Annotated in this window: 18 protein-coding genes; 8 read left to right on the top strand and 10 right to left on the bottom strand. The window is 66.2% G+C overall.

All coding sequences use genetic code 11. The features are described from left to right. Positions 1–132 precede the first annotated feature (132 nt). Both DY468_RS09820 and DY468_RS09815 read right to left on the bottom strand, forming a co-directional pair. A complete protein-coding gene (locus DY468_RS09820; RefSeq protein ID WP_164604629.1) occupies positions 133–1,728 on the bottom strand; it encodes a Y-family DNA polymerase in 1,596 nt (531 codons plus the stop codon). Continuing rightward, entirely contained in the window at positions 1,616–2,401 is a 786-nt protein-coding gene (locus DY468_RS09815) for an ImuA family protein (protein ID WP_164604628.1), read from the bottom strand. The genes DY468_RS09820 and DY468_RS09815 overlap by 113 nt, the downstream gene beginning before the upstream one ends. 169 nt (positions 2,402–2,570) lie before the next feature. Here DY468_RS09815 and DY468_RS09810 point away from each other — a divergent pair, with 169 nt between their 5' ends. From DY468_RS09810 to DY468_RS09795, 4 genes are all read left to right on the top strand, one after another. Further along, positions 2,571–3,821 (top strand): putative DNA modification/repair radical SAM protein, encoded by a 1,251-nt coding sequence (locus DY468_RS09810; protein ID WP_164604627.1) that lies wholly within the window; start codon positions 2,571–2,573, stop codon positions 3,819–3,821. 166 nt (positions 3,822–3,987) lie between these two features. Further along, positions 3,988–5,475, top strand: a complete 1,488-nt coding sequence (locus DY468_RS09805; protein ID WP_164604626.1) for a UdgX family uracil-DNA binding protein — start codon at positions 3,988–3,990, stop codon at positions 5,473–5,475. A gap of 243 nt (positions 5,476–5,718) precedes the next feature. Beyond that, positions 5,719–6,954: an ABC transporter substrate-binding protein gene (locus tag DY468_RS09800; RefSeq protein WP_164604625.1), complete on the top strand. Its 1,236-nt coding sequence runs from the start codon at positions 5,719–5,721 to the stop codon at positions 6,952–6,954. A gap of 167 nt (positions 6,955–7,121) precedes the next feature. After that, positions 7,122–8,402: a glycerate kinase type-2 family protein gene (locus tag DY468_RS09795; RefSeq protein WP_164604624.1), complete on the top strand. Its 1,281-nt coding sequence runs from the start codon at positions 7,122–7,124 to the stop codon at positions 8,400–8,402. 279 nt (positions 8,403–8,681) lie between these two features. Here DY468_RS09795 and DY468_RS09790 read toward each other — a convergent pair whose 3' ends face one another. Next, positions 8,682–10,256 carry an adenylate/guanylate cyclase domain-containing protein gene (locus DY468_RS09790; RefSeq protein ID WP_164604623.1) on the bottom strand — a complete coding sequence of 525 codons (1,575 nt, stop codon included), beginning with the start codon at positions 10,254–10,256 and terminating at the stop codon, positions 8,682–8,684. 125 nt (positions 10,257–10,381) lie between these two features. Further along, positions 10,382–10,966, bottom strand: a complete 585-nt coding sequence (locus DY468_RS09785; protein ID WP_164604622.1) for a DUF3124 domain-containing protein — start codon at positions 10,964–10,966, stop codon at positions 10,382–10,384. A 48-nt stretch (positions 10,967–11,014) separates the two neighbouring features. Between DY468_RS09785 and DY468_RS09780 the strand changes: the two genes are divergently transcribed. Beyond that, entirely contained in the window at positions 11,015–12,745 is a 1,731-nt protein-coding gene (locus DY468_RS09780) for a cation:proton antiporter (protein WP_164604621.1), read from the top strand. A gap of 47 nt (positions 12,746–12,792) precedes the next feature. Here the strand turns inward: DY468_RS09780 and DY468_RS09775 are convergent, their stop codons facing one another. Next, positions 12,793–13,311: a MarR family winged helix-turn-helix transcriptional regulator gene (locus tag DY468_RS09775; RefSeq protein WP_164604620.1), complete on the bottom strand. Its 519-nt coding sequence runs from the start codon at positions 13,309–13,311 to the stop codon at positions 12,793–12,795. 159 nt (positions 13,312–13,470) lie between these two features. On the opposite strand from DY468_RS09775, the gene DY468_RS09770 reads away from it, so the two are divergent. The 3 genes from DY468_RS09770 to DY468_RS09760 are packed head-to-tail and all read left to right on the top strand — an operon-like array spanning position 13,471 to position 17,005. Then, positions 13,471–14,511: a branched-chain amino acid ABC transporter permease gene (locus DY468_RS09770; protein WP_164604619.1), complete on the top strand. Its 1,041-nt coding sequence runs from the start codon at positions 13,471–13,473 to the stop codon at positions 14,509–14,511. Positions 14,512–14,516: 5 nt separating this feature from the next. Then, positions 14,517–16,289, top strand: coding sequence for a branched-chain amino acid ABC transporter ATP-binding protein/permease (locus DY468_RS09765; RefSeq protein ID WP_164604618.1), 1,773 nt, complete (start codon positions 14,517–14,519; stop codon positions 16,287–16,289). Next, a complete protein-coding gene (locus DY468_RS09760) occupies positions 16,286–17,005 on the top strand; it encodes an ABC transporter ATP-binding protein (RefSeq protein WP_164604617.1) in 720 nt (239 codons plus the stop codon). Before DY468_RS09765 ends, DY468_RS09760 begins: the two co-directional genes overlap by 4 nt. On the opposite strand, the gene DY468_RS09755 is transcribed toward DY468_RS09760, so the two are convergent. The 5 genes from DY468_RS09755 to DY468_RS09735 all read right to left on the bottom strand — a co-directional run bounded on the left by DY468_RS09755 (position 16,943) and on the right by DY468_RS09735 (position 22,580). Continuing rightward, positions 16,943–17,797, bottom strand: a complete 855-nt coding sequence (locus tag DY468_RS09755; protein ID WP_164604616.1) for a GGDEF domain-containing protein — start codon at positions 17,795–17,797, stop codon at positions 16,943–16,945. The two genes, DY468_RS09760 and DY468_RS09755, sit on opposite strands and share 63 nt — an antisense overlap. 276 nt (positions 17,798–18,073) lie before the next feature. After that, positions 18,074–19,231, bottom strand: coding sequence for an ABC transporter substrate-binding protein (locus DY468_RS09750; RefSeq protein WP_164604615.1), 1,158 nt, complete (start codon positions 19,229–19,231; stop codon positions 18,074–18,076). A gap of 81 nt (positions 19,232–19,312) precedes the next feature. Beyond that, on the bottom strand, positions 19,313–19,732 hold the full coding sequence (locus DY468_RS09745) for an acyl-CoA thioesterase (RefSeq protein WP_164604614.1): 420 nt from the start codon (positions 19,730–19,732) through the stop codon (positions 19,313–19,315). A gap of 136 nt (positions 19,733–19,868) precedes the next feature. Continuing rightward, positions 19,869–21,761 (bottom strand): feruloyl-CoA synthase, encoded by a 1,893-nt coding sequence (locus DY468_RS09740; RefSeq protein WP_164604613.1) that lies wholly within the window; start codon positions 21,759–21,761, stop codon positions 19,869–19,871. Positions 21,762–21,773: 12 nt separating this feature from the next. Further along, positions 21,774–22,580 (bottom strand): crotonase/enoyl-CoA hydratase family protein, encoded by an 807-nt coding sequence (locus DY468_RS09735; RefSeq protein ID WP_164604612.1) that lies wholly within the window; start codon positions 22,578–22,580, stop codon positions 21,774–21,776. Between the last annotated feature and the right edge of the window lie 324 nt (positions 22,581–22,904).

Here is a 22,904-nt window from a genome sequence, read left to right as displayed (position 1 = left end):
CTGACAACTGACTTCGTCATTGCGAGGAGCGAAGCGACGAAGCAATCCAGCTCAGTGCACGGAGCTTCTGGATTGCTTCGCTTCGCTCGCAATGACGGGGAGAGGCTGTGCCTATCCACTCGTCCACATCCTTCACGCAAACAATCCATGCATGTACCAGCGCGGCTGGCCGGTGCCGTCGGGCTGGGGCGTCACTTCGACATTGTAGAGTCCGTCGCGGTACACCCAGAACCGCGCGCCGGCTTCGTCTTCGATGCGGAAGTAATCGCGGGTCAGGCCGGGCTCGGCGGTGCGCCACCATTCCATCGCGATGCGTTCGGGGCCTTCGGCGCGGGTGACGCGGTGGTGAACGCGGCGCCAGGTGAATTGCGCCGGCGGATCGTCCGGCGTACCGGCGATGACTTCGATCAGCTCGGGCTGTTGCAACAGCCGCAGCGGCCGTAGCGGCGGCTCGTCGGCGCGCCCCGGCCACGGCGCATCGCCGGCGTCCGGCGGACAATGCTGCACCGGCACGGCCAGCGCGGCGCGCTCCGGGATGTGCGTATCCTGCGGCAGATAGCGCACCACCCGCCGCGCGCCGAGCCGCGCCGCCAACGTGTCGGCCAGCAAGGCGACATCCTCGGCCTGATGCGCGGTGGTGTCGAAGCCGCGCTGCGCCTCGGTCACCGCCACGCTGACGCTGGCGGCGAGCCGGATCAGATCGAAACCGAAACCGGGATCGAGCGGATCGGCGAGCGCGTCGAGCTTCTCGGCAAACAGCCGCTGCACCACCTCGACCCGCGTCACCGGCTGTCCGGTCTCGACGCTGATCGAGCGCACCGCGCCGTCACTGCGAAAAAAGCTCGCGGTGAGCTGCCGCGCGCCTTTGCCACTCCGCTCCATCGCGGCGATCAGCAGCCGCGCCAGCGCCAGCAGCGTCGGCAGAATGACCTCGGTGGTGGCAACCGGTTCGGGAAAATTCTTGTCGACTACGTAGTCCGGTGCCGGCCGCCGCGGCGAGATCGGCGCGTCGTCTTCGCCGGTCGCCTGGCGCAGCACCGCGACGAAGCCTTCACCGAACCTTGCGGCGAGTTCGGTCGGCTGCCGCGCCAGCACTTCACCGACCGTCTTGAACCCGGCGCGGCGCAGGCCGCGGACGATCGCGTCATCGACGCCCAGCGCCGCCACCGGCAGCGGCGCCACCGCGCGCAGCTCGTCTCCCGGCGCGACGATCAGGCCGGAGCCGCCGCGGGTCAGCGCCCGTGCCGCCACCGCGGTGCCGGCGATCGCGGCGCTGACCGCAAAGCCCTGCCGCGTCAGCGCCGCGGTCAGCGTGTTCAGCAGCTTCGCCTCGTCGCCGAACAGATGCGCGCAGCCGGTGATGTCGAGCAGCAGCCCGTCGGCGCCGTCGAACGCCACCAACGGCGTGAAGCGATCGCACCAGTCGGCGATCGCATTCAGCAGCGCCGCATCGGCATGCGGGTCGTGGTCGATGACATCGACCGCCGGATGCATCGCCCGCACGGTGGCGAGCGGCATTCCGGGCATCACGCCGCCGCGGCTGGCGCGCGCATCGCAGGCGACCACCACCAGCGCGTTGTCGCGCTTGGCGGCAACGACACGCGGAGGCGCAGCATCAGCCGGCGAGCCGGTGCTCGCCTGCAGCGAGGCCCGTTCGACCCGATCGGTCGAAAGCCTCGGCAGCCAAAGGCCGAGGATACGCCTGCGGTTCACGGAAGCGGCACGCATCACAATTCCATTCCATGATCCAGCGGCCGGTCTGGCCGCGACGATTGCGAACAAGAGAGGTGTCCAGCACCGGAGCGCCCCAGCCTTCGATCGGCGGCGAAGGCGCCGCACGGATCACCCAGCGGGTTTCCGCGGTCGAAGCCTGCGGCGCAGCGGCGATCCGCAGCATCAGCGCGGTAACGCCGGACTGCTGCGCCGCCAGCGTCAGTTTTCGCGAGGCGACGGAATCGAACGCGCGGGTCTCGCCCCACAGTTCGGTGATCACCGCGCCGAGCCCGTTGCAGGCCAGCGCATCGGCGGCGGCGCGGAGCGCGCTGTCGGCATCATGGGCGCGCACCATCACCAGGCGGCGCGGGTCGAAGCCGAGTTCGGCCAGCCCCTCCATCGCCAGGTCACCGTTCTCGCGCGCGGAAAAATCCTGGCGGATCCAGAGCAGATAGCGCGCCTCGGCGAGCAGCTGCGCCACGCCGGCGATGAAGCCGGTTGCAGCAGAGGCGTGACGGCCATCGCAGAACACTTCGTGCAGCGCGCCCTGCATCAGGCCGCCGTGCAGCACCGCATCCACGTCGTCATGGCCGAGCGGCACGCGGCGCAGCGTCTCCGCCGTGCCGCTTTCGAGCCGGTCGATCTCGCCCTGCAGGCGCGCAAGCATGCCGAGGCGCGCGCTGTCCATGCGCCGCTCCTTTTTCCGTTTGCCGTTTTTCGGATTCGATGAACCCGTTGCCGGCTCATTTGTTCATGATATGTTCTAATAAATCCCTGCTCCCGGGCGGAGTCAATCGGGATCGCACCGAGGTCTTGCGGCAAATTTTTTCGCGAGATGAATCAAGGAGATTCCAAGCATGGACGTGCAGCGCAAGCTGGCCATCCTGGCGGACGCGGCAAAATACGACGCCTCCTGCGCCTCCAGCGGGACGGAGAAACGCGACAGCCAGGGCGGCAAGGGTCTCGGCTCCACGGCGCCCGGCATGGGCATCTGTCATTCTTATGCGCCGGACGGCCGCTGCATCTCGCTGCTCAAGGTGCTGCTCACCAATGCCTGCGCCTATGACTGCCTGTACTGCGTCAACCGTGCCTCGTCGAACGTGCCGCGCGCGCGCTTCACCATCGACGAGGTGGTGCAGCTCACGCTCGACTTCTATCGCCGCAACTACATCGAGGGGCTGTTTCTATCCTCGGGCATCATCCGCAGCGCCGACTACACCATGGAGCAGATCGTCGAAGTGGCGCGGTGCCTCCGGGAGGAGCATCACTTCCGCGGCTACATTCATCTGAAGACGATCCCGGAAGCCGACGACGCGCTGATCGCCAAGGCCGGCCGCTATGCCGACCGGCTCAGCATCAATATCGAGATGCCGGAGGAGAACAGCCTCGCTCAATTGGCGCCGGAGAAGAACGTCCGCGCCATCCGCCGCACCATGGGGCGGCTACGGCTGAAGCTGGATGAAGCGACCGAGGCGAAAGCCGAGGCGCGGAAGGCCCCCACCCGCGCCAAGCCGCCGCGCTTCGCACCGGCCGGCCAGAGCACGCAGATGATCGTCGGCGCCGACAGCGCCACCGACCAGACCATCCTCAACACCAGCGCCAACCTCTACGGCTCATACAATCTGAAGCGGGTGTACTACTCGGCGTTCAGCCCGATCCCCGATTCCAGCCGGGCTCTGCCGCTGCAGGCGCCGCCCCTGGTGCGCGAACATCGGCTGTACCAGGCCGACTGGCTGATGCGGTTCTACGGCTTCGACGCCGGCGAAATCATCGATCCCGCCGCCGGCATGCTGTCGCTGGAGATGGATCCGAAACTGGCCTGGGCGCTGCGCCACCGCGAGCGCTTCCCGCTCGACGTCAATCGCGCCAGCCGCGAGGAATTGCTGCGCATTCCCGGCTTCGGCCGCAAGGCGGTCGACCGCATCATCGACACCCGCCGCCACAGCGCGATCCGCAGCACGGACCTCGCCAAACTCCACATCCCAAGGAACAAGGCGCTCCCGTTCATCGTTCTCCCCGACCACCGCCCGCCGGCTTACCAGCTCGACGGCGCACGGCTGGCGGAGCGATTTCGGCCGAAGGCGCAGCAACTGGGATTTGGGTTTTGAACTAAGCGCATAAAGACAACCTCCGTCATGCCCGGGCTTGTCCCGGGCATCCACGCCTTCTGTCGCGCACCGCAAGAAAGACGTGGATGGCCGGGACGAGCCCGGCCATGACGCGTTGAAGGGTAATCCTCAACTAATTGAACAAGGAGAACAAGCGATCACCACCATGCACCGCATCCGGCTCGACAGCGACACCGATTTTGGCGGCTGGCGCAAGGCCGCGCGGGAGCTGGTGCTGGCGGATGTGGCGCCGGCGGATATCACATGGAGCGTGACCGGCGACGAGCCGGAGCTGTTCGGCGCGGCGGGGCTGGCACCGGATGCCGGGTCGTTTGCCGAAACGGCCACGCCGTTCGTACACCCTACTCAATCGCCAGCCCCGGCCCAGACCTTCAACGTCCCCGCCCGCTTCGTCGAGCTGGCGCAGATCGCCATCCTGCATCGCGATCCGCAGCGCTTTGCCTATCTGTATCAGTTGCTGTGGCGTCTCCGCGCCAATCCCGAGCTGATGCACATCGCCACCGATCCGGACGTGGCGCGGCTGCAGGCGATGGCCAAGGCGGTGCGGCGCGACGAGCACAAGATGCATGCCTTCGTCCGCTTCCGCGAGATCGGACGCGAGCCGAAGTCGCGCTACGTCGCCTGGTTCGAGCCGGAGCACCATATCGTCGAGCTGGCCGCGCCGTTCTTCGCGCGGCGCTTCGCCGATATGGAATGGTCGATCCTGACACCCGATGTCTGCGCCCATTGGGACGGCCACAGGGTTGCGATCACGCCCGGAGTCACCAAAGCGATGGCGCCGTCGGAGGATCGCCTCGAAGAAACCTGGCTCACCTACTACGCCAGCATCTTCAATCCGGCGCGGCTGAAGACCAAGGCGATGCAGGCCGAGATGCCGAAGAAGTATTGGCGCAATCTGCCGGAGGCGGTGCTGATCAAGCCGCTGATCGACCACGCCGAGCGCAAGGCGCACGCGATGGTCGCGGCCGAGGCGACTGCGCCGAAGAAGCCGCAGCGACAGGATCAGCCGATGAAGAGAGCCAAGCCGAAGGCCGACACGCTGGCGCATCTGCGCGAGGAAGCGAAAGATTGCCGCGCCTGCGACCTGTGGAAGGACGCCACCCAGACCGTGTTCGGCGAAGGTCCGCCGCACGCCACCGTGATGCTGGTCGGCGAACAGCCCGGCGACAAGGAGGACCTCTCCGGCAAGCCGTTCGTCGGCCCAGCCGGGCAGATGCTCGATCGGGCGCTGGCGGAAGCCGGCGTCGACCGCAGCAAGACCTATGTGACCAACGCGGTGAAGCACTTCAAATTCGTGCCGCGCGGCAAGATCCGTCTGCACCAGAAGCCGAACACGCCGGAAATCAAGGCGTGCCGGCAATGGGTCGAGCGCGAACTCGCCGCCGTGCAGCCGCTGCTGGTCGTCGCCATGGGGGCTACCGCGGCACAGAGCGTGCTCGGCAAGGTCACCCCGATCAACAACACCCGTGGCCGCCTGATCGACCGCGCCGACGGCCCGCAGGTGCTGGTCACGGTGCATCCGTCCTATTTGCTGCGCCTGCCCGACGCCGAAGCTAAAGAGCGCGAATACGCCCGTTTCGTCGACGACCTGAAGATCGTCGCCGCGCATCTGAATAAGACGCAGGCGGCGTAGTCGCATTTCGATCGCGCGTGCCTTTCGCCGCGCGCAACCGCACGCAGTCTTCCGCCGATCCGCGCGACATTTCGGCGCAGCGGTGCAGATCTATTTCCATTCGACGGAATGGGCGCGAAATTTGGTAACCGTCGCAATTTCCGCGGGTTGAGCCAACCGGCCGAAACGGCTAACGCTCCGCTGCACTGTTGCACTGCAATGCAGCGCATGCGGCAAAACCAACAACAACACGCGAGGAATTCGATGTCTGCCCTCTCCCGTTCCATTGCCGCCGTCGCGGCCGTCGCGCTGCTGTCCGCCACCGGCGGGCAAGCGCTGGCACAGAAGAAATACGGCCCCGGCGCCAGCGACACCGAAGTCAAGATCGGCAACATCGTGCCCTATTCGGGCCCCGCTTCCGCCTACGGCAGTGTCGGCCGGGCGCAGGAAGCCTATTTCAAGATGATCAACGACAAGGGCGGCATCAACGGCCGCAAGATCGTCTACATCTCCTACGACGACGCCTATTCGCCGCCGAAGGCCGTCGAGCAGACCCGCAAGCTGGTCGAGAGCGACGAAGTGCTGTTCATGTTCTCGCCGCTCGGCACGCCGTCGAACACCGCGATCCAGAAGTATCTGAACGCCAAGAAGGTGCCGCATCTGTTCCTGGCGTCGGGCGCTACCAAGTGGAACGACCCGAAGCACTTCCCGTGGACGATGGGCTGGCTGCCGAGCTACCAGAGCGAAGGCCGGATCTATGCCAAGTACATCCTGAAGGAGAAGCCGGACGCCAAGATCGCCGTGCTGTATCAGGGCGACGACTTCGGCAAGGACTATCTGAAGGGTCTCAAGGACGGTCTCGGCGCCAAGGCGTCGCAGGTCGTGATCGAGGACAGCTACGAGCTGACCGAGCCGACCGTCGACTCCCACATCGTCAAGATCAAGGCCGCCAATCCGGACGTGCTGGTGATCTTCGCGACGCCGAAGTTCGCGGCTCAGACCATCAAGAAGGTCGCCGAGCTCGCCTGGAAGCCGATGATGATCGGGCCGAACGTCTCGGCCTCGACCGGCAGCGTGATGAAGCCGGCCGGCTTCGAAAATGCGCAGGGCATCGTCTCGGCCGCCTACGCCAAGGACGCCACCGACAAGCAGTGGGAAAACGACCCGGGCATGAAGGCGTATTACGAGTTCATGGCCAAGTACGCGCCGGACGCCAGCCGCGCCGACTCCTCGTTCACCACCGGCTACAACATCGCCGAGACCGTTGCGGTGCTGATCAAGCAGTGCGGCGACGACCTCAGCCGTGAGAACGTGATGAAACAGGCGGCGAACCTGAAGGGCGTGCAGCTCGGCGGCCTGCTGCCGGGCGTGACGCTGAATACCTCACCGACCGACTTTGCGCCGATCGAGCAGCTGCAGATGATGCGGTTCGAAGGCGAGAACTGGAAGCTGTTCGGCGACGTGATCGAAGGCGAAGTGAATTCGCCGAACGGCGGCTAGTCGCTCCCTCACCTTTGTCATTCCGGGGCGCCGCGGCGCGGCGAACCCGGAATCCCGAACTGCCCTGAACCTCTGGATCCCGGGTTCGCTCGCTGCGCGAGCGTCCCGGGATGACGGTCTCCATGGCACGTCTTGCCGCCCCGCGGCGCGCCTGCCACAACGGGCGCATGACCGATCATCGCCCGCTGCTCCGTTCCATCTTCGATGCGGCCGTCGCCGCCGCGCACCCGGATCGCGTGCTCGCCGCGCATCTGCCGCCGCCCCCGCGCGGCCGGATCATCTGCCTCGCCGCGGGAAAAAGTGCCGCCGCGATGGCTGCCGCCGCCGAGCGGCACTACCTCGACAACCTGGGACTGGAACCGTCGCGACTGGTCGGCATCGCCACCACGCGCCACGGCCACCGCGTGCCGACCCGTCGCGTCGAGGTGATCGAAGCCGGTCATCCGATGCCGGATGCCGCTGGCGTGCGCGGCGCCGAAGCCAGCCTCGCTCTCGCCGCGACCGCGACGCCGGACGATCTGTTGCTCGTGCTGCTGTCCGGCGGCGGCTCGGCCAATTGGATCGCGCCGACCGAGGGCGTGACGCTGGCGCAAAAGCAGCAGGCGACCCGGGCGCTGCTGCGCTCCGGCGCACCGATCGGCGAGGTCAACACGGTGCGCAAACATCTGTCGCGGATCAAAGGCGGCCGCCTCGCCCGCGCCGGGCGGCACGCCGGGCAGATCGTGACGCTGGCGATCTCGGACGTACCGCGCGACGAGCCGTCCGCGATCGCGTCGGGCCCGACGGTGCCGGATCCGACCACGCTGGCCGATGCCCGCGCGCTGGTGGCCCGCTATGATCTGCAGCTCGATCCCGCGGTCGCCGCCGCGCTGAACGATCAGCGGAACGAGAGCGTCAAGGCCGGCGATGCCGCGTTCGCGCGCGCGCAGTTCGAGATCATCGCGCGGCCGCGGCAGTCGCTCGATGCGGCCATCCAAGTTGCGCGCGACGCCGGCTACGAGGTCGCCGATCTCGGCGCCGATCTCGAAGGCGAAGCCCGCGAGATTGCCGCTGCGCACGCCCGGCTCGCGCGCGAAGCTCGGGCTGCGGGGCGCAAACTGGCGATTCTGTCCGGCGGCGAATTGACGGTGACGGTGCGCGGCCAGGGCCGCGGCGGCCCTAACCAGGAATACGCGCTGGCGCTGGCGCAGCAGCTGTCCGACCTGCCCGACATCGCCGCACTCGCGGCCGACACCGACGGCGCCGACGGCGGCGCCGGCAACGCCGACGATCCCGCCGGCGCGCTGATCGACGCCGCGACCTTCGCACAGATTGCTGAGCGCCAGCTCGATCCGGCCGCCTATCTCGCGAACAACGATGCCACCGGCTTCTTCGCCCAGACCGGCGACCTGCTGATCACCGGCCCCACCCTGACCAACGTCAACGATATCCGGGTGATTTTAGTTTAGTTCATCCCCTCTCCGTCATTGCGAGCGCAGCGAAGCAATCCAGGAGCTCCGAACCTTGAGCTCTCCGTGCCTTGAGCTTCTGAATTGCTTCGTCGCTTCGCTCCTCGCAATGACGCACGAGAGGCCGCTGCTAACAGTCGTCGTCATGCGCGGGCTTGCGCCGCCTGCGGCACTATGGCCACTCCGGCGCGGCGAAGCCCGGCGCATTCACTCTTTTCAAGGAAGATGGATCGCCGGATCAAGTCCGGCGATGACGGCCATTGTTGTGGATCGATCCTGCTACTCCGCCGCCTTCGGCTGTCGCCGGTCGAGCGTGGAAAGAGCTTGCAGCAACACTGCGCGGACGCGGTCGTTGTCGGTGGCTGCGACGGCGTCGGTGTCGAGGCGGAAGTCGAAGCCGGGCACTTTCTCGATCACCACCGCCGAGGCCTCGCTGCCGTCGCGGAGGCGATCGACCGCATACGGCACCACCTCGCGGCTGATGCCCTTCATGGTGATCGAGGGCAGCGCGTGCGCGGCGATGATGTCGCTGACCAGCGCGAAGGTCTCGTAGCTGATGACGATGCCGCCGGGCTCGGCAACCGATTGCAGACGCGCGGCGAGGTTCGCCTCGGCACCGATAATGGTGTAGTCCATCCGGTCGGCGCTGCCGAAATTGCCGACGTTGCAATAGCCGGAGTTGATCCCGATCCGCGACCGGAACGGCTGCTCGATCCCGGCCGCGCGCCATTTGGCGTTGAGTTCCGACAGCCGGCGCTGCATCGCCCAGGCCATCCGCACGCAGGCCTGCGCGTCGGCACGGTCGCCCTTGGTCTCCGGATCGCCGAAGAAGATCAGCATCGCATCACCGATGAACTTGTCGATCGTGCCGCCGTAGCGGTGCGCGATCTCCGACATCTCGGTGAAATACTCGTTGAGAAGCTGCGTGATCAGTTCGGGCTGCAGCCGCTCGGTGGTCGCGGTGAAATTCTGGATGTCGGAGAAGAAGATCGTCAGCTTCTTGCGCTCGGTGTGGATGACGACGTCCTTCTGGCCGGAGAAGATGCTCTTGTAGATCTGCGGCGGGATGTAGCGCGAGATCTTCATCGACAGCGAGGCGAGAAAGTCGTTGTTGGTCTCCAGCTCGTGGTTCATCGCCAGGATCTTCTGCGACTGCCGGCGCTGCATCCCCAGGAACGATACCCCGCACACCGCGGCCAGCACGAAGTACGCCAGCAGGAACTTGAACGAGAACAGATTGGCGGCGATCGGCTGGGTGATCATCACCTCCTGGATGCCGCGGACGTCGCCGACCTTCCAGTCGCGCTTCGGGCTTTCGGGGTGGGTATTGTGGCAGGCCACACAAGCCGGCGCCATCGTCACCGGCGACACCAGCCGGACGCTGTCGCTGAACAGGCTCGCGGATGCCGACACGATGTTCTCGCTCGAGTCCTTGCGCAGCGCCGCGAGGGCGTCGCGCTCGAAGGCGTCGAGCCGGTGCGGCGCGCGATTGGCGAACGGATAATCCGAGACGAAACGATAGGTGATGTTGCTCTGCTGCTCGCCGATCACCTTGCCGAGTTCGAGCGACAGCGTCGCCGGAATCGGGATCGCGCCGGGCACCTTCTCGTAGTCGTGGATCACCTGCACTTGACCAGGATGAGCCAGAATCCGCCCGACAACGTTGGCGGCGTAATAGTGCCGTACGCTCTTGATCACGGAATTCAGATCGGACGCTTGCCGGCGCAGCGCCGCGTCGGCGAGGCTGGTGAGGTCAAGCCACACCGCCAGCGGCAGGCCGAGCAGCAGCAGTGCGATGGCGAGGCCGGTCCACCATCCGCGAGCACGCAGATCGTTGGTTTCTGACTTGTCCATGCCGCCCAGCCCTGGTTGCCGTAATCACCGGCAACCTAGCGCGCAGGCGGTATAAAGAGAAGCATCCGGGGTGCAGAGCTACCGGTGGAAGAGCACGCGTTGTGGCCCGCGGGGCGGCGTCCAGCTCAGCGGCCGGCTGTGGTGCGGATGGGGCGGCCTTGCGAGATGAAGGCATAATGGCCGTTGGCGAAGGTGCCGATCATCAGCGCCTCGGTCACCGGCTCGGCGATCTCGCCCGCCGCAGCCCAATCGATCACGAAGTTGGCGCCGGTCCCGCCGCGGGTGTCGAGCGTGGGGACAAACGCCTCGATGGTGGCAAACGGCTTCAGCGCCACCGGCGCGTCGAGATAGCTCTCCACCATCTTGCCGGCGCCGTCGTAATAGGCGATCCGTTTGATCACCAGCGGACTGGTCTCGGAGGCGTTGTGGATGCTCAGCGTCACCGAGAAATTCGCCCGCGTCGCGCCCTGGTTGATCGACACGCTGGAATAGGCCGGCACATAGATCGCCCCTCCGACCGTGAGCGGCGCGGCCGGCAACGCGGTCAGCGACGCAGCAAACGTCTGGGCGATGCCACGCGGGCCCGATGATTGCGCCAAACACGGTGCGCTGGCCGACAGAATCAGGCATGTCACCCAGAGAATCGCGGGAATGCCGAAGCGATGGCGTCCCGTTCCGCGAGCCGGGCTTCCGATGCATTGTCTCAGCATGGTTGTCCCTTTAATGTTCGCGCCAGGGCGTTCCACGGCGGCAGGTGCATGCACGAACTGATTGGCGATATCACGCTGAGCATCCTGTTCGCCTGGCTGCTCGGTCTGGCGGCGCATTTTTTCCGTCAACCGCTGATCCTCGCCTACCTTATCGCCGGCTTCGTGATCGGTCCATTCGGCCTTGGCTGGGTGAAATCGCAGAACTCGATTTCGGTCATCTCCGAGCTCGGCCTGATCTTCATGCTGTTCATGATCGGGCTGGAGATCGACCTGAAGAAGATCATCCGCGCCGGCCCGGTGATCCTGGTGGCGGCCGGCGGCCAGATCGTCGGCGGCGTCGCGCTCGGCATCGCATTCTTCATCGGCATCGGGCTCGCATTCGGCGGCGGCCATTTCGACGCGCTGTATCTGACGGTAGCCTGCGCGCTGTCTTCCACCGTGATCATCGTCAAGGTGCTGTACGAGAAGCGCGAGCTCGACACCCTGCCGGGCCGGATCACGCTCGGAATCCTGGTGTTGCAGGACATCTTCGCGATCCTGTTCCTCGCGGTGCAGCCGAGTCTCGCCGATCTGCAGATCTCGGTGCTTCTGATCTCGGTCGGCCGCGTCGCCGTACTGGTCGCGACTGCGGCGCTCTTGTCGCGCTACGTGCTGCCCTGGCTGTTCCACCGGATCGCCCGCACGCCTGAACTGGTGCTGCTCGGGGCGCTGGCATGGTGCTTTCTGATCGGCGGCATTGCCGAGCATCTGCATCTGTCGCGCGAGATGGGCGCGCTGGTCGCCGGCGTGTCGCTGTCGACCTTCCCCTACGCGCTCGACGTCACCGCCAAGGTGACGACGCTGCGGGACTTCTTCATCACGCTGTTCTTCGTCGCGCTCGGCATGACGATCCCGATCCCGAACGGCTCGGTGATCGGGCTCGCCCTGGCGATCGCAGTGTTCACGCTGGCGAGCCGGCTGCTGACCACCTTCCTGCCGCTGTATCTGATGAAACAGGGCCTGCGCGCCAGCCTGCTGCCGGCGCTGAACCTGGCGCAGATCAGCGAGTTCTCGCTGGTGGTGATCCAGACCGGCGTCGCCGCCGGCCATATCGGCACCCAGACCGCCAGCGCCGCCTCGTTCGCCTTCGTGCTGCTCGCGGTGCTGTCGACCTTCGTGATCATGCGCAGCGATCCGATCACCCGCCGCGCGATCGGCGCGCTGAGCAAGCTCGGCTTGCGCGATCTCGGCCAGCAGCAGAGCGGTGCCGACGCAGCCGCAGAGGCGGGCCACGGCGCGGTGCATCGCATCGTCATCCTCGGCTTTTTCCGCACCGCCAGCGCTCTGGTCAGCGAGATCGAACGCCACGCGCCGGAGCTGCTCAAGCAGATCAGCGTGATCGACTTCAATCCGATGGTCTACAGCACCCTCACCACGCGCGGCATGCATGTGATCTACGGCGACATCAGCAACGTCGACACCCTGCTGCACGCCGGCGTCGCCAAGGCCGAGATCATCATCCTCAGCGTGCCGGACTCGCTGCTGAAGGGCGCCACCAACGAGCGTCTGGTGCGCCACGTCCGCGCCCTCAATCCGACCGCGCAGATCGTCGCCACCGCCGATCTACTGGCCGACGTCGAAGCAATGTATCGGGCCGGCGCCAACTACGTCACCGTGCCTCGGATCACCGAGTCACAGGACCTGTTCGAGGTGATCGAAGCCGCAGACCACGGCCTGCTGGACGACAAGCGCGCCGCTCTCGACGCCCGACTGGCCGAACGCCGGGAAGTTTTGCCGTAGGGCGTTTTCGACCGAGGCGCAGGCTGCCTCGCGCGCCCTGGGCGCGTTCAGAACTCCCGCGCGATCTTGGCGAGCATCGCCAGCAGCGCAGCGCTGTTGTCGCGGCCGAGCAGTTCGGTGAGCCGGGCCTCGTGGCGGGTCGCGACCAGCTTCTTGGCGCGCGCCAAGGTGGCGCGGCCTTTGTCGGTCAGCACCAGAATGTGCGAGCGGCGGTCGCTCGGCGAGCGGGTGCGCTGGCACAGCCCGCGGCTCTCCAGCGCGTCCAGCATCGCCACGAAATTCGGTCGCAGGATGCCGAGCGTGGTGGCGATCTCAGTCTGGTTGCGGCCGGGATTGGCGTCGAGCAGCAGCAGCACCGAGAACTGCGCCGGGGTGAGTTGCACCGGCGCGACCGATTGCAGAAAGTCCTCGAACACGCGAAGCTGGGCGCGCTTCAGCGCGTAGCCGAGCAGCTCCGACAGCTCGCCCATCATCAGCTCAGAGGCCTCGGCGGCGGTCTCGGCCGGCGGCTCCTTGCGCGCGGCGCGTGCCGGCTTGACGGCAGCGGCGGTTTTCGATGCGGTCATCGCCGGGCTCGTGATCCTGAGGGGCAAACGGCCGCGAGCATGTCGCGGGCCTTGAGCTTATAATCGATAATTGTTATGCACCATATCAAATAGGTCGAGCAGAATACAACTGCCGGCGGACGGAAGCGTAGCGACGCTTCCGCGGGAGGGGACGTTCGCGTGAACACCACGATTCTGCTGTTCTTGTTGCAGGACGGCGTCACCAATGGCGCGATCTACGCACTGCTCGGCCTTGCGCTGGTGCTGGTGTTCGCGGTGACGCGGGTCATTCTGATCCCACAGGGCGAATTCATCACCTTCGGCGCCCTCACCTACGCGACGCTGTCGGCCGGCGGCGTGCCCGGCACTGCGCAGCTCGCTCTGGTGATGGGTCTTGTCGCGTTCGGCTTCGAGCTGTTCAGCGTCCGCAAATCGCTGCATCTGGCCAAGGTGGTGCGGGCCGCGCTGATCTACATCGCGTTTCCAGCCGTGGTGCTGGCGCTGGCGACCTGGCTGCCGGCGCACAAACCCGGCGTCGCCGTCAACATCGCGCTTTCGCTGCTGATCGTCGCCGCGATCGGGCTGTTTCTGTATCGCATCGCCTTCCAGCCGCTGGCGCACACCTCGGTGCTGGTGCTGCTGATCGCATCGGTGGGCTGCCACCTGGCGCTGCAGGGCTTCGGCCTGGTCTTCTTTGGGGCCGAGGGACTGCGCGGCCCGCCGCTGTCCGACGTGACGCTGACTGCCGGGCCGCTGCTGTTCACCGGGCAGAGTCTGGCGGTCTACGGCATCACCCTGGCGCTGATGGCAGCGCTGTGGCTGTTCTTCGGCTTCACCCGCTACGGCAAGGCGCTGCGCGCCACCGCGGTCAACCGGCTCGGCGCCCGGCTGGTCGGCATCCGCACCTCGCTCTCCGGCCAGATCGCGTTCCTGCTCGCCTCGGTGATCGGCGCGATCTCCGGCATCCTGATCGTGCCGATCACCACGCTCTATTACGACACCGGCTTCCTGATCGGCCTCAAGGGCTTCGTCGCCGCGATCATCGGCGGACTGGTCAGCTATCCGCTGACGGCCGTCGCCGCGATCGTGGTCGGCATCGTCGAGTCGTTCTCCTCGTTCTACGCCTCGAACTACAAGGAGGTCATCGTCTTCACGCTGATCCTGCCGGTGCTGGTGCTGCGCTCGCTCGCCGCCCCCGCGGTCGAAGAAGAGAAGGACTGAGCGTGATGCCGCGTTGGCTTCCGATCCTGCTGTTCGCCGCCGTGATGACGGCGCTGCCGCTGATCCCTGGCATCCCGCCGTTCTGGATCGTGCTGCTCGACAATATCGGCCTCGCCGCGCTGGTGGCGATGGGGCTGGTGCTGCTCACCGGCGTCGGCGGGTTGACCTCGTTCGGCCAGGCTGCGTTCTGCGGCTTCGGCGCCTACACCACCGCCTACATCACCACCGTCTACGGCATCTCGCCGTGGCTGGCGCTGCCGGCCTCGCTGGTGGTCGCCGGCATCGCCGCAGTGCTGCTCGGGCTGATGACGGTCCGGCTCTCAGGCCATTATCTGCCGCTCGGCACCATCGCCTGGGGCATCGCGCTGTACTATCTGTTCAGCAAGCTCGATTTCCTCGGCCGCAACGACGGCATCTCGCGGATTCCGCCGCTGTCGATCGGCTCGGTCGAGATGTTCGATCCGGACACGATCTATTTCGTGATCTGGGCGATGGTGCTGATCAGCGCGGTGCTGACCATGAACCTGCTCGACAGCCGCACCGGCCGCGCCATCCGCGCACTGCGCCGCGGCCATGTCGCCGCCGAAGCCTTCGGCGTGCAGACCGCGCGGGCCAAGCTGCTGGTGTTCATCTATGCGGCGGTGCTCGCCGGCCTGTCCGGCTGGCTGTACGCGCATTTCCAGCGCAACGTGAATCCGACTCCGTTCGGTCCGCAGGCCGGCATCGAGTATCTGTTCATCGCCGTGGTCGGCGGCGCAGGCTATGTCTGGGGCGGCGTGCTCGGCGCCGCAATCGTGATCATCCTGAAGGAAGTGCTGCAGGGCTATCTGCCGCTGCTGTTCGGCGGCCAGGGCCAACTCGAGATCATCGTGTTCGGCATCCTGCTGGTGGTGCTGCTGCAGCTCGCGCCCGGCGGAGTGTGGCCGTGGCTCGCCAATCTGGTGCCGCTGAAATTCCGGCGCACCGTCACCCGCAATGCGGGCGGCCTGCCGGCGCGTGAACGGGTCGGCGGCAGCACCGCGGCACCGCTGCTGAAGGTCGAACGCGCGCGAAAACAGTTCGGCGGCGTGGTTGCAGTCAACGACGTGTCGTTCGAGGTCAATGCGGCCGAGATTGTGGCGCTGATCGGCCCGAACGGCGCCGGCAAGTCGACCACCTTCAACCTGATCACGGGCATCCTCACCACCACCGGCGGCCGGATCGAAGTGCACGGCAAACCGGTCGACAACACTCCTCCGCAGGAGGTGGTGAAGCTCGGCATCGCCCGCACCTTCCAGCACGTCAAGCTGGTGCCGGACATGACCGTGCTGGAGAACGTCGCGATCGGAGCCCACTTGCGCGGCCGCTCCAGCGCGGTCGCCAGCATGCTGCGGTTCGACCGGGGCGATGAAGCCAAGCTGCTCGCCGAAGCCGCCCGCCAGATCGAGCGCGTCGGGCTCGGTGCCGAAATCGATCAGCTCGCGGGTTCGCTCTCGCTCGGCCAGCAGCGCGTCGTCGAGATAGCCCGCGCGCTGTGCGCGGATCCGGAGCTTCTGCTTCTCGACGAGCCGGCCGCCGGCCTGCGCCACATGGAAAAGCAGCGGCTCGCCGCGCTGCTGCGTCAGCTCAAGGACAGCGGCATGTCGGTGCTGCTGGTCGAACACGACATGGGGTTCGTGATGGACCTCGCAGACCGCATCGTCGTGCTCGACTTCGGCACACGGATCGCCGAAGGCACGCCCGACGCGATCAAGACCAATCCGGACGTGATCAAAGCCTATCTCGGAGCGCTGGCATGACCGCCCTGCTTTCGGTGTCCGGCGTCTCGGTGTCCTACGGCAAGGTCGAGGCGGTGCGGAACGTGTCGCTCGAGGTGCGGACGCGCGAGATCGTCACCGTGGTCGGCGCCAACGGCGCCGGCAAGACCACCCTGCTCAGCGCCGCGATGGGTGTACTGCCGCTGAAGGGCCGCGTCACTTTCGACGGCATCGACGTCGCGCGGCTCGACATCGAGGACCGCGTCGCCGCCGGGCTGTCGCTGGTGCCCGAGCATCGCGAACTGTTCGCCACCATGACGGTCGAGGACAATCTCGAACTCGGCGCGTTCCGGATTGCCAAGAGCATCGCGGCGCAGTCGCAGGAGCGCGTCTACGGTCTGTTTCCGCGGCTGAAGGAACGGCGCAAGCAGCTCGCCGGCACATTGAGCGGCGGCGAGCAGCAGATGCTGGCGATGGGCCGCGCGCTGATGGGGGCGCCGAAGCTGTTGATGCTCGACGAGCCGAGCCTCGGCCTCGCGCCGATCATCGTCGCCGACATCTTCCGCATCGTCGGCGAACTGCGCGAAGCCGGCGTGTCGGTGCTGCTGGTGGAACAGAATGCCAAGGCGGCGCTCGGAATCGCCGACCGCGCCTATGTGATGGAGCTCGGCGAATTCGTGCTCGACGGCCCGGCCTCAGAGGTTGCCCGCAACGAGGCGGTGGTCGCCAGCTATCTCGGCTTCTCGCATCCCGCCTGACGGCGCGGACAGCACCGCGGTAGGCGTGTCGCCATTGTCGAGCTGCACCACACAATTGCGGCCGAGATCCTTGGCGCGATACAGCGCCAGATCCGCGCGCCGCATCAGCGCCGATAGACCGCCGGCGTCATAGCTGGCCAAACCGAAGCTCATCGTCACCGCCACCTCGCGGCCGTCGCACACGACCTCGGTGGCGCAGCGCCGGCACAGCTCGAGCGCGTAATCCCTCGCCTCCTGATCGCTGACGCCGACCATCAGGCCGGCGAATTCCTCGCCACCATGCCGCGCAATCAGCATGCCGCGCGGCGCCGCGAAGTCGCGCAGGATGCCGCCGATCTCGGCGAGCACCCGATCGCCGACAGTGTGGCCGTAGAGATCGTTGATCGCCTTGAACCGGTCGATGTCGCACATCATCGCCACCACCGGCTGCCCGGCGAAATTCGCCTGCGCCAGTTGCGCCGACGCAGCGTCGTCGAAGCCTCGCCGATTGAGGAGGCCGGTCAAGAGATCGGTGCGCGACATCCGCACCAGTTCGGCCCGGGTCGAGGTCAATTGCCGCATCAGTTGCGCCGACCGATACGCCATCGCACCGGACAATGTGGTCGATACTCCGAGCGCGACCATCATCGAGGCTTTCACCACCGCCCCGACTTGGACCGTCGCACTCCAATCGGTGCCGAGGTCGGAGATCAGAAAGATCATGGTGACGAGCGCCGTAATCGTGGCCGTGACGGCTACTCTGCCCGCTGTATAGCGGATGGCGTCGCGCTGCGTGACGATCTGGTTCGGCATCTGTCAACGTCGTTGCGGCGCGCACCGCGCCGGAGATGCAATCGCTCCGCGCGCTGGTCGCTCGCCCGGCTATGCGGCAAAGCCGACGCCGATTGGTCCCAATGCTGGTGGTTTTACCAGACCTTGCACGCCGATCACGTTAACTCGGCGCAATGCGAATCAGCAGCCTTAACGCAACGCTAAAGTGGCAGAGACACGGGCCCGACCAAAGACAAAGCCGGCCTCGTGCGGAGGCCGGCTTTGCGGAGATTGGGGCTGGCGCCGCCGACGTGGAGGTTATTTTACCATCACGTACTTGCCGTCCTTGACGGTCAGCAGAATCCGCGAGCGGTCGTCGAGGCCGTAGCGATCGGTCTCGGTGAAGCTGTACACGCCCTGGCTGGCCGCGATGTCCTTCTCGGTGATCAGCGCCTTGCGGATCGCTTCGCGGAACTCCTGCGTGCCCGGCTTGGCAGTCTTCAGCGCCACCGGCACCACCCGCTCGAGCACCTTGAAGGCGTCGAACGAATGCGCGGCGAACTGGCTGCGGCTGTTCGGGCCGTACTTGGCTTCATACGCCGTGTTCAGCTCGAGGCCCGGCTTCTTGGTCAGCGCGCTGTCGGCCTGATCCTCGGGATCCATCACCGGACCCGACGCCATGATCACGCCCTCGGCCGCCTTGCCGGCGATACGGATGAAGTCCATCGAAGCGGCGCCGTGGGTCTGATAGATCAGCCCCTTGTAGCCGCGATCGCGCAACGAGGTCTGCGGCAGCGCCGCGGCGGTGCCGGAGGCGCCGACCAGGATTGCGTCGGGATTGGCTGCGACCAGCTTCAGCACCTGGCCGGCGACCGACGTATCGGGACGCGCAAACCGCTCTTCGGCGACGATCTTCAGCCCCATCGCCTCGCCCTGCTTCTTCAGGTCGTTGAACCACAGGTCGCCATAGGAATCCGAATAGCCGATATAGCCCACGGTCTTGATGCCGTGCTGCTTCATGTGCTCGTACAGCACCTTGCCCATGATCGGGATCGGCTGCGGCATCGCCACCGACCACTTGGCGCGCTCCGGTGTGATCGGCAGCGGCGCCAGCGCGATGTGCGGGACTTGCGCTTCGTTGGCGACGTTGGAAACCGCCACGGTCGGCGGCGTCACCGACGAGCCCATGATCACGTCGGCCTTGGACTCCGTGACGAAACGACGCGCGTTGGTGGTGGCCGCCGTCGGGTCACCGCCATCATCGAGCACAATCAACTTGAGCGGATGACCGCCGATTTCCTTCGGCACGAATTCGAGCGCGTTGCGCTCCGGAATGCCGAGCGCCGCGGCCGGGCCGGTGGTGGTGACGGTGATACCGATGGTAATTTCGTTGGTTTCGGCGCGCGCAGCGCCGGAAAGCCCCGGCAACGCGAGGACCACGGCGATCGCCGCAGCGGACAGCTTGAACTTGGTCACGTTCTCCTCCTCCCTCTGTTATGGCATCGGCCGTGTTCGGCGCGATCTTGTCGTTCTGTTTACGGCATCACCGGCGGCGAGTCAGCCCCGCATGAACTTGGCTTTCACCTCCTCCGGCACCGGCACCGACTTGAGCCGGCCTGGGTCATCCGGATGGCGGCCGACCAGTACCCCCGTCTCGAAACCTTCGAGCGCCAACGCATCGCCCTTGAACACCTTGTGCAGCACCTCGAAACTCGAGCGCCCGAACCGCTCGATCCGGCTTTCGATGCTGATCACGTCGCCATAGGTCGACGGGATGTAGAATTTGGCACGGGTGTCGACCATCGGAATCCCGACCAAGCCATAGACCTTGATCAGGTCGCGCTTCGAACAGCCGGCGGCAACAAACAGCGCCGAGGTGGAGTCGTCGAACATCGCAAAATAGCGCGGGTAGTACACAATATCCGCCGGGTCGCAACCACCCCACTGGATCTGCACGTCGCGGCGGTTGGTGAACATCGACAGTCGCCTAGCTCTCAGTTGGTCATTCCGGGGCGCCGCGCAGCGGCGAACCCGGAATCTCTTGCACAGATCATCTCGGGATTCCGGGTTCGCGGACTGCGTCCGCGCCCCGAAATGACGGAGACCATTGCCCTCACTCCAGCGCGATCACCTGCGCGGGCGGCGGGTCGGCGTAGAGGTCGGCAATCAAAGCGGCGCGATATTCAAGCACGGCGCGCTGGTTGACCGAGCCCTTGTCAGTGATCTCACCTTTGTCGATCGACAGCGGCTCGCCGAGCAGCACGGCGCGGGTGATCCGGGTCGACGAGCCGGTCGCCTGCGTCAGCAGCGTGGCGAGGCGCTCGCGGAACGCTTCGCGGATCAGATGGTCGGCCGCCATGGCGGCGAGGTCTTCCAGCGGCAGCGTGGCGTTGATCAGCTTGCAGCCGTCGGGATCGAGGATCGCGAGCGCGGTGACGTAGTCACGGTCGAGCCCGGCAATCACCACGTCGCGAACCAGCGGCGCGCAGGCTGCAATGAACTTGGCGCGAAGCGGACCGACGCTGACCCAGGTGCCCGAGGCCAGCTTGAAGTCCTCGGAGATCCGGCCGTCGAAATCGAAGCCACGCGTGAGATCGTCGGGATCGACAGGCTTGAGCGCGTCATTGAGCTTGTAGAAGCCCTCCTCGTCGAACGCCTTCTCGGTCAATTCCGAAGCTCGCCAGTAGCCGGGCGTGATGTTCGGCCCCTTGGCGCGGACTTCGAGCTTGCCGTTGTTCGGCACCAGCTTGGCCTCGTTGCCCGGCACCGGAAGACCGACATGGCCCGAACGCGATGTCTGCGGCGTCACCGACATGAAGAACGGCGCCGTCTCGGTCGCGCCAAGACCGGTAAGCATCGGCACCCGCGCGCCGGTCTCCTGAACCGCAACCTCGTCGAGCCCGCTCCAGACGTGCGCCGCAAGGCTGGCGCCGGAGAAGAACATCGCGTGCAGCCGGCTGAAGAATAGTTTGCGGAGCTGCTGGTCTTCACGCAGCACCGGCAGCAACGACTCGTAGCCTTTGGGGACGTTGAAATACACCGTCGGCGCGACCTCGCGCAGATTACGAATCGTGGCGGCGATCCCGGCCGGCGTCGGCTTGCCGTCGTCGATATACATCGAGCCGCCGTTGAACAGCGTCAGGCCGATATTGTGGTTGCCACCGAAGGTGTGATTCCACGGCAGCCAGTCGACGATCACCGGCGGCTCATCCTTAAGGAACGCCATCGCCTCGCGGATCATCACCTGATTGGCGCAGATCATCCGCTGGGTATTGATCACCGCCTTGGGATTGCCGGTCGATCCCGAGGTCAGCAGAAACTTGGCGATGGTGTCGTGGCCGATCGCCTCGTACTTGGCGGCCAGCTCAGGATGTTCCGGCGTCGCCAGCAGTTCGGCGAGCGACGTCACCTTGCGGCCATCGACGCTGCCCCGGGTGGCGGCAAGCTCGACATCGGCCGGCACGGTGGCGAGGATCGCGGGTGCAAATGCCGTGATGTCGTCGGCGAAGATCAGGCCCGGCGTCAGCAACCCGACGATATGGCGCAGCTTGCCGTAGTCCTTGGACACCAGCGAATATGGCGGCGACACCGGACACATCGCGACACCGGCATACAGCGCGCCGAACATCACCATCGCATGGTCGATCGAATTGCCGGACAGGATCATCACCGGCCGTTCGGCCGACAATCCCCGCGCGATCAGAGCCGAGGCGATGGTCTGCGCGGCGCGCAGCATCTCGGCATAGCTGATCTTGCGCCAGCCGCCCTCGCCGTTGCGCTCCGCCATGAACACCCGGTCCGGTGCAGTTTCAGCGAAGTGATGCAGCCGGTCGGTGATCCGCACCGGATAGTCGGTGAGCGTGGTAGTCGAGCGCACATAGATGGTGCCGTCCGGCTTGCGCTCGGTGGCGATGCCGATCTCGCCGAACGAGATGTCGCGCAGCGGATGAGCTGACTCGCGCCCGGCGGCAGCGGCGAATGCAATGGGATCGGTCATGGCGTCCATCACGGCTCCGTTTCAGCTCGGCCGAACCTTGGCTGTCTTGTGATCGAGGAAAGCGCGAATACGGTTCTTGGCTTCCTGGTCGCTCTGCGCCACGGTCGCCATCAGCGATTCCATCAACAGGCCGGTTTGCGGATTGGCCTCGGCGATCATCGGCAGCGCCTGCAGCACCGCGAAATTAGTCAGCGGCGCGTTCTGCGCGACGCGGTTGCCGAGCTCCAGCGCCTTGTCGTAGGCCGAGCCGTTGTCGATCAGATACTGCGAGAAGCCGTGCACGACGCCTTCGGAGGCGGAATACACACGGCCCGTGAGCATCATGTCGGCCATCCGCGCGACGCCGATCAGCCGCGGCAGTCGCACCGAGCCGCCGCCGCCGACGAAGATGCCGCGGCTGCCTTCCGGCAGCGCGTAGTAGGCGGAGGCCTCGGCGACGCGGATGTGCGCCGCGCAGGCAAGCTCGAGCCCGCCGCCGATCACAGCGCCCTTCAGCGCCGCAATCACCGGCACCCGGCAGTATTGGATCTTGTCGAACACCCGATGCCAGGTCTGGGAATGAACCAGCCCCTCGGTGGCGTCGCGCTCACGCAACTCGGAGAGATCAAGGCCGGCCGAGAAGTGATCGCCGATGCCGTGGATCACCACCGCGCGGATCTCGTCGGGAATCTCGGTGAGGCAGTCCTTCAGCGCCGCCATCAGCCCGTCATTGAGGGCGTTGCGTTTCTTGGGGCGATTGAGACCGATCGTCAGCACGGGGCCGACGGTATCGACGACAAGCGTCGACGGGTCCGCGAGCGTCGCGGCCTGAGCGTTTCCTGTGAGCACTTATTACGTCCTGTGCAGAATAGTTATAGACTATAACGATCACTTGAGGCCGGCGTCAATCGGCATTGCGGAACGAGAGCAGGCCCCGGCTCATAAAAGCTGGGATTGGCGGGTGTGGCGCGGAGTGCCGCCTGCGAGGCGCACTCCCTCTCCCCGCCCTTCTGCGGGGAGAGGGGTGGGGTGAGGGGCCTGGCACTGCATATCCATATCCGCAGTGATAATAGGAAGGCTCGCCGGAGCGACCGGATGAGTCTTTCCCGTAGCACCTCAGTGCCAGGCCCCGCACCCGCCCCGGCTCCGCTGCGCTAAGCCGGGTCGACCTCT

The organism is Rhodopseudomonas sp. BR0M22 (genome assembly GCF_010907035.1).
Taxonomy (GTDB): Bacteria; Pseudomonadota; Alphaproteobacteria; order Rhizobiales; family Xanthobacteraceae; genus Rhodopseudomonas.
Note: the sequence above shows the minus strand (reverse complement) of the source record. Positions and strands in the feature narration are given on the sequence as shown.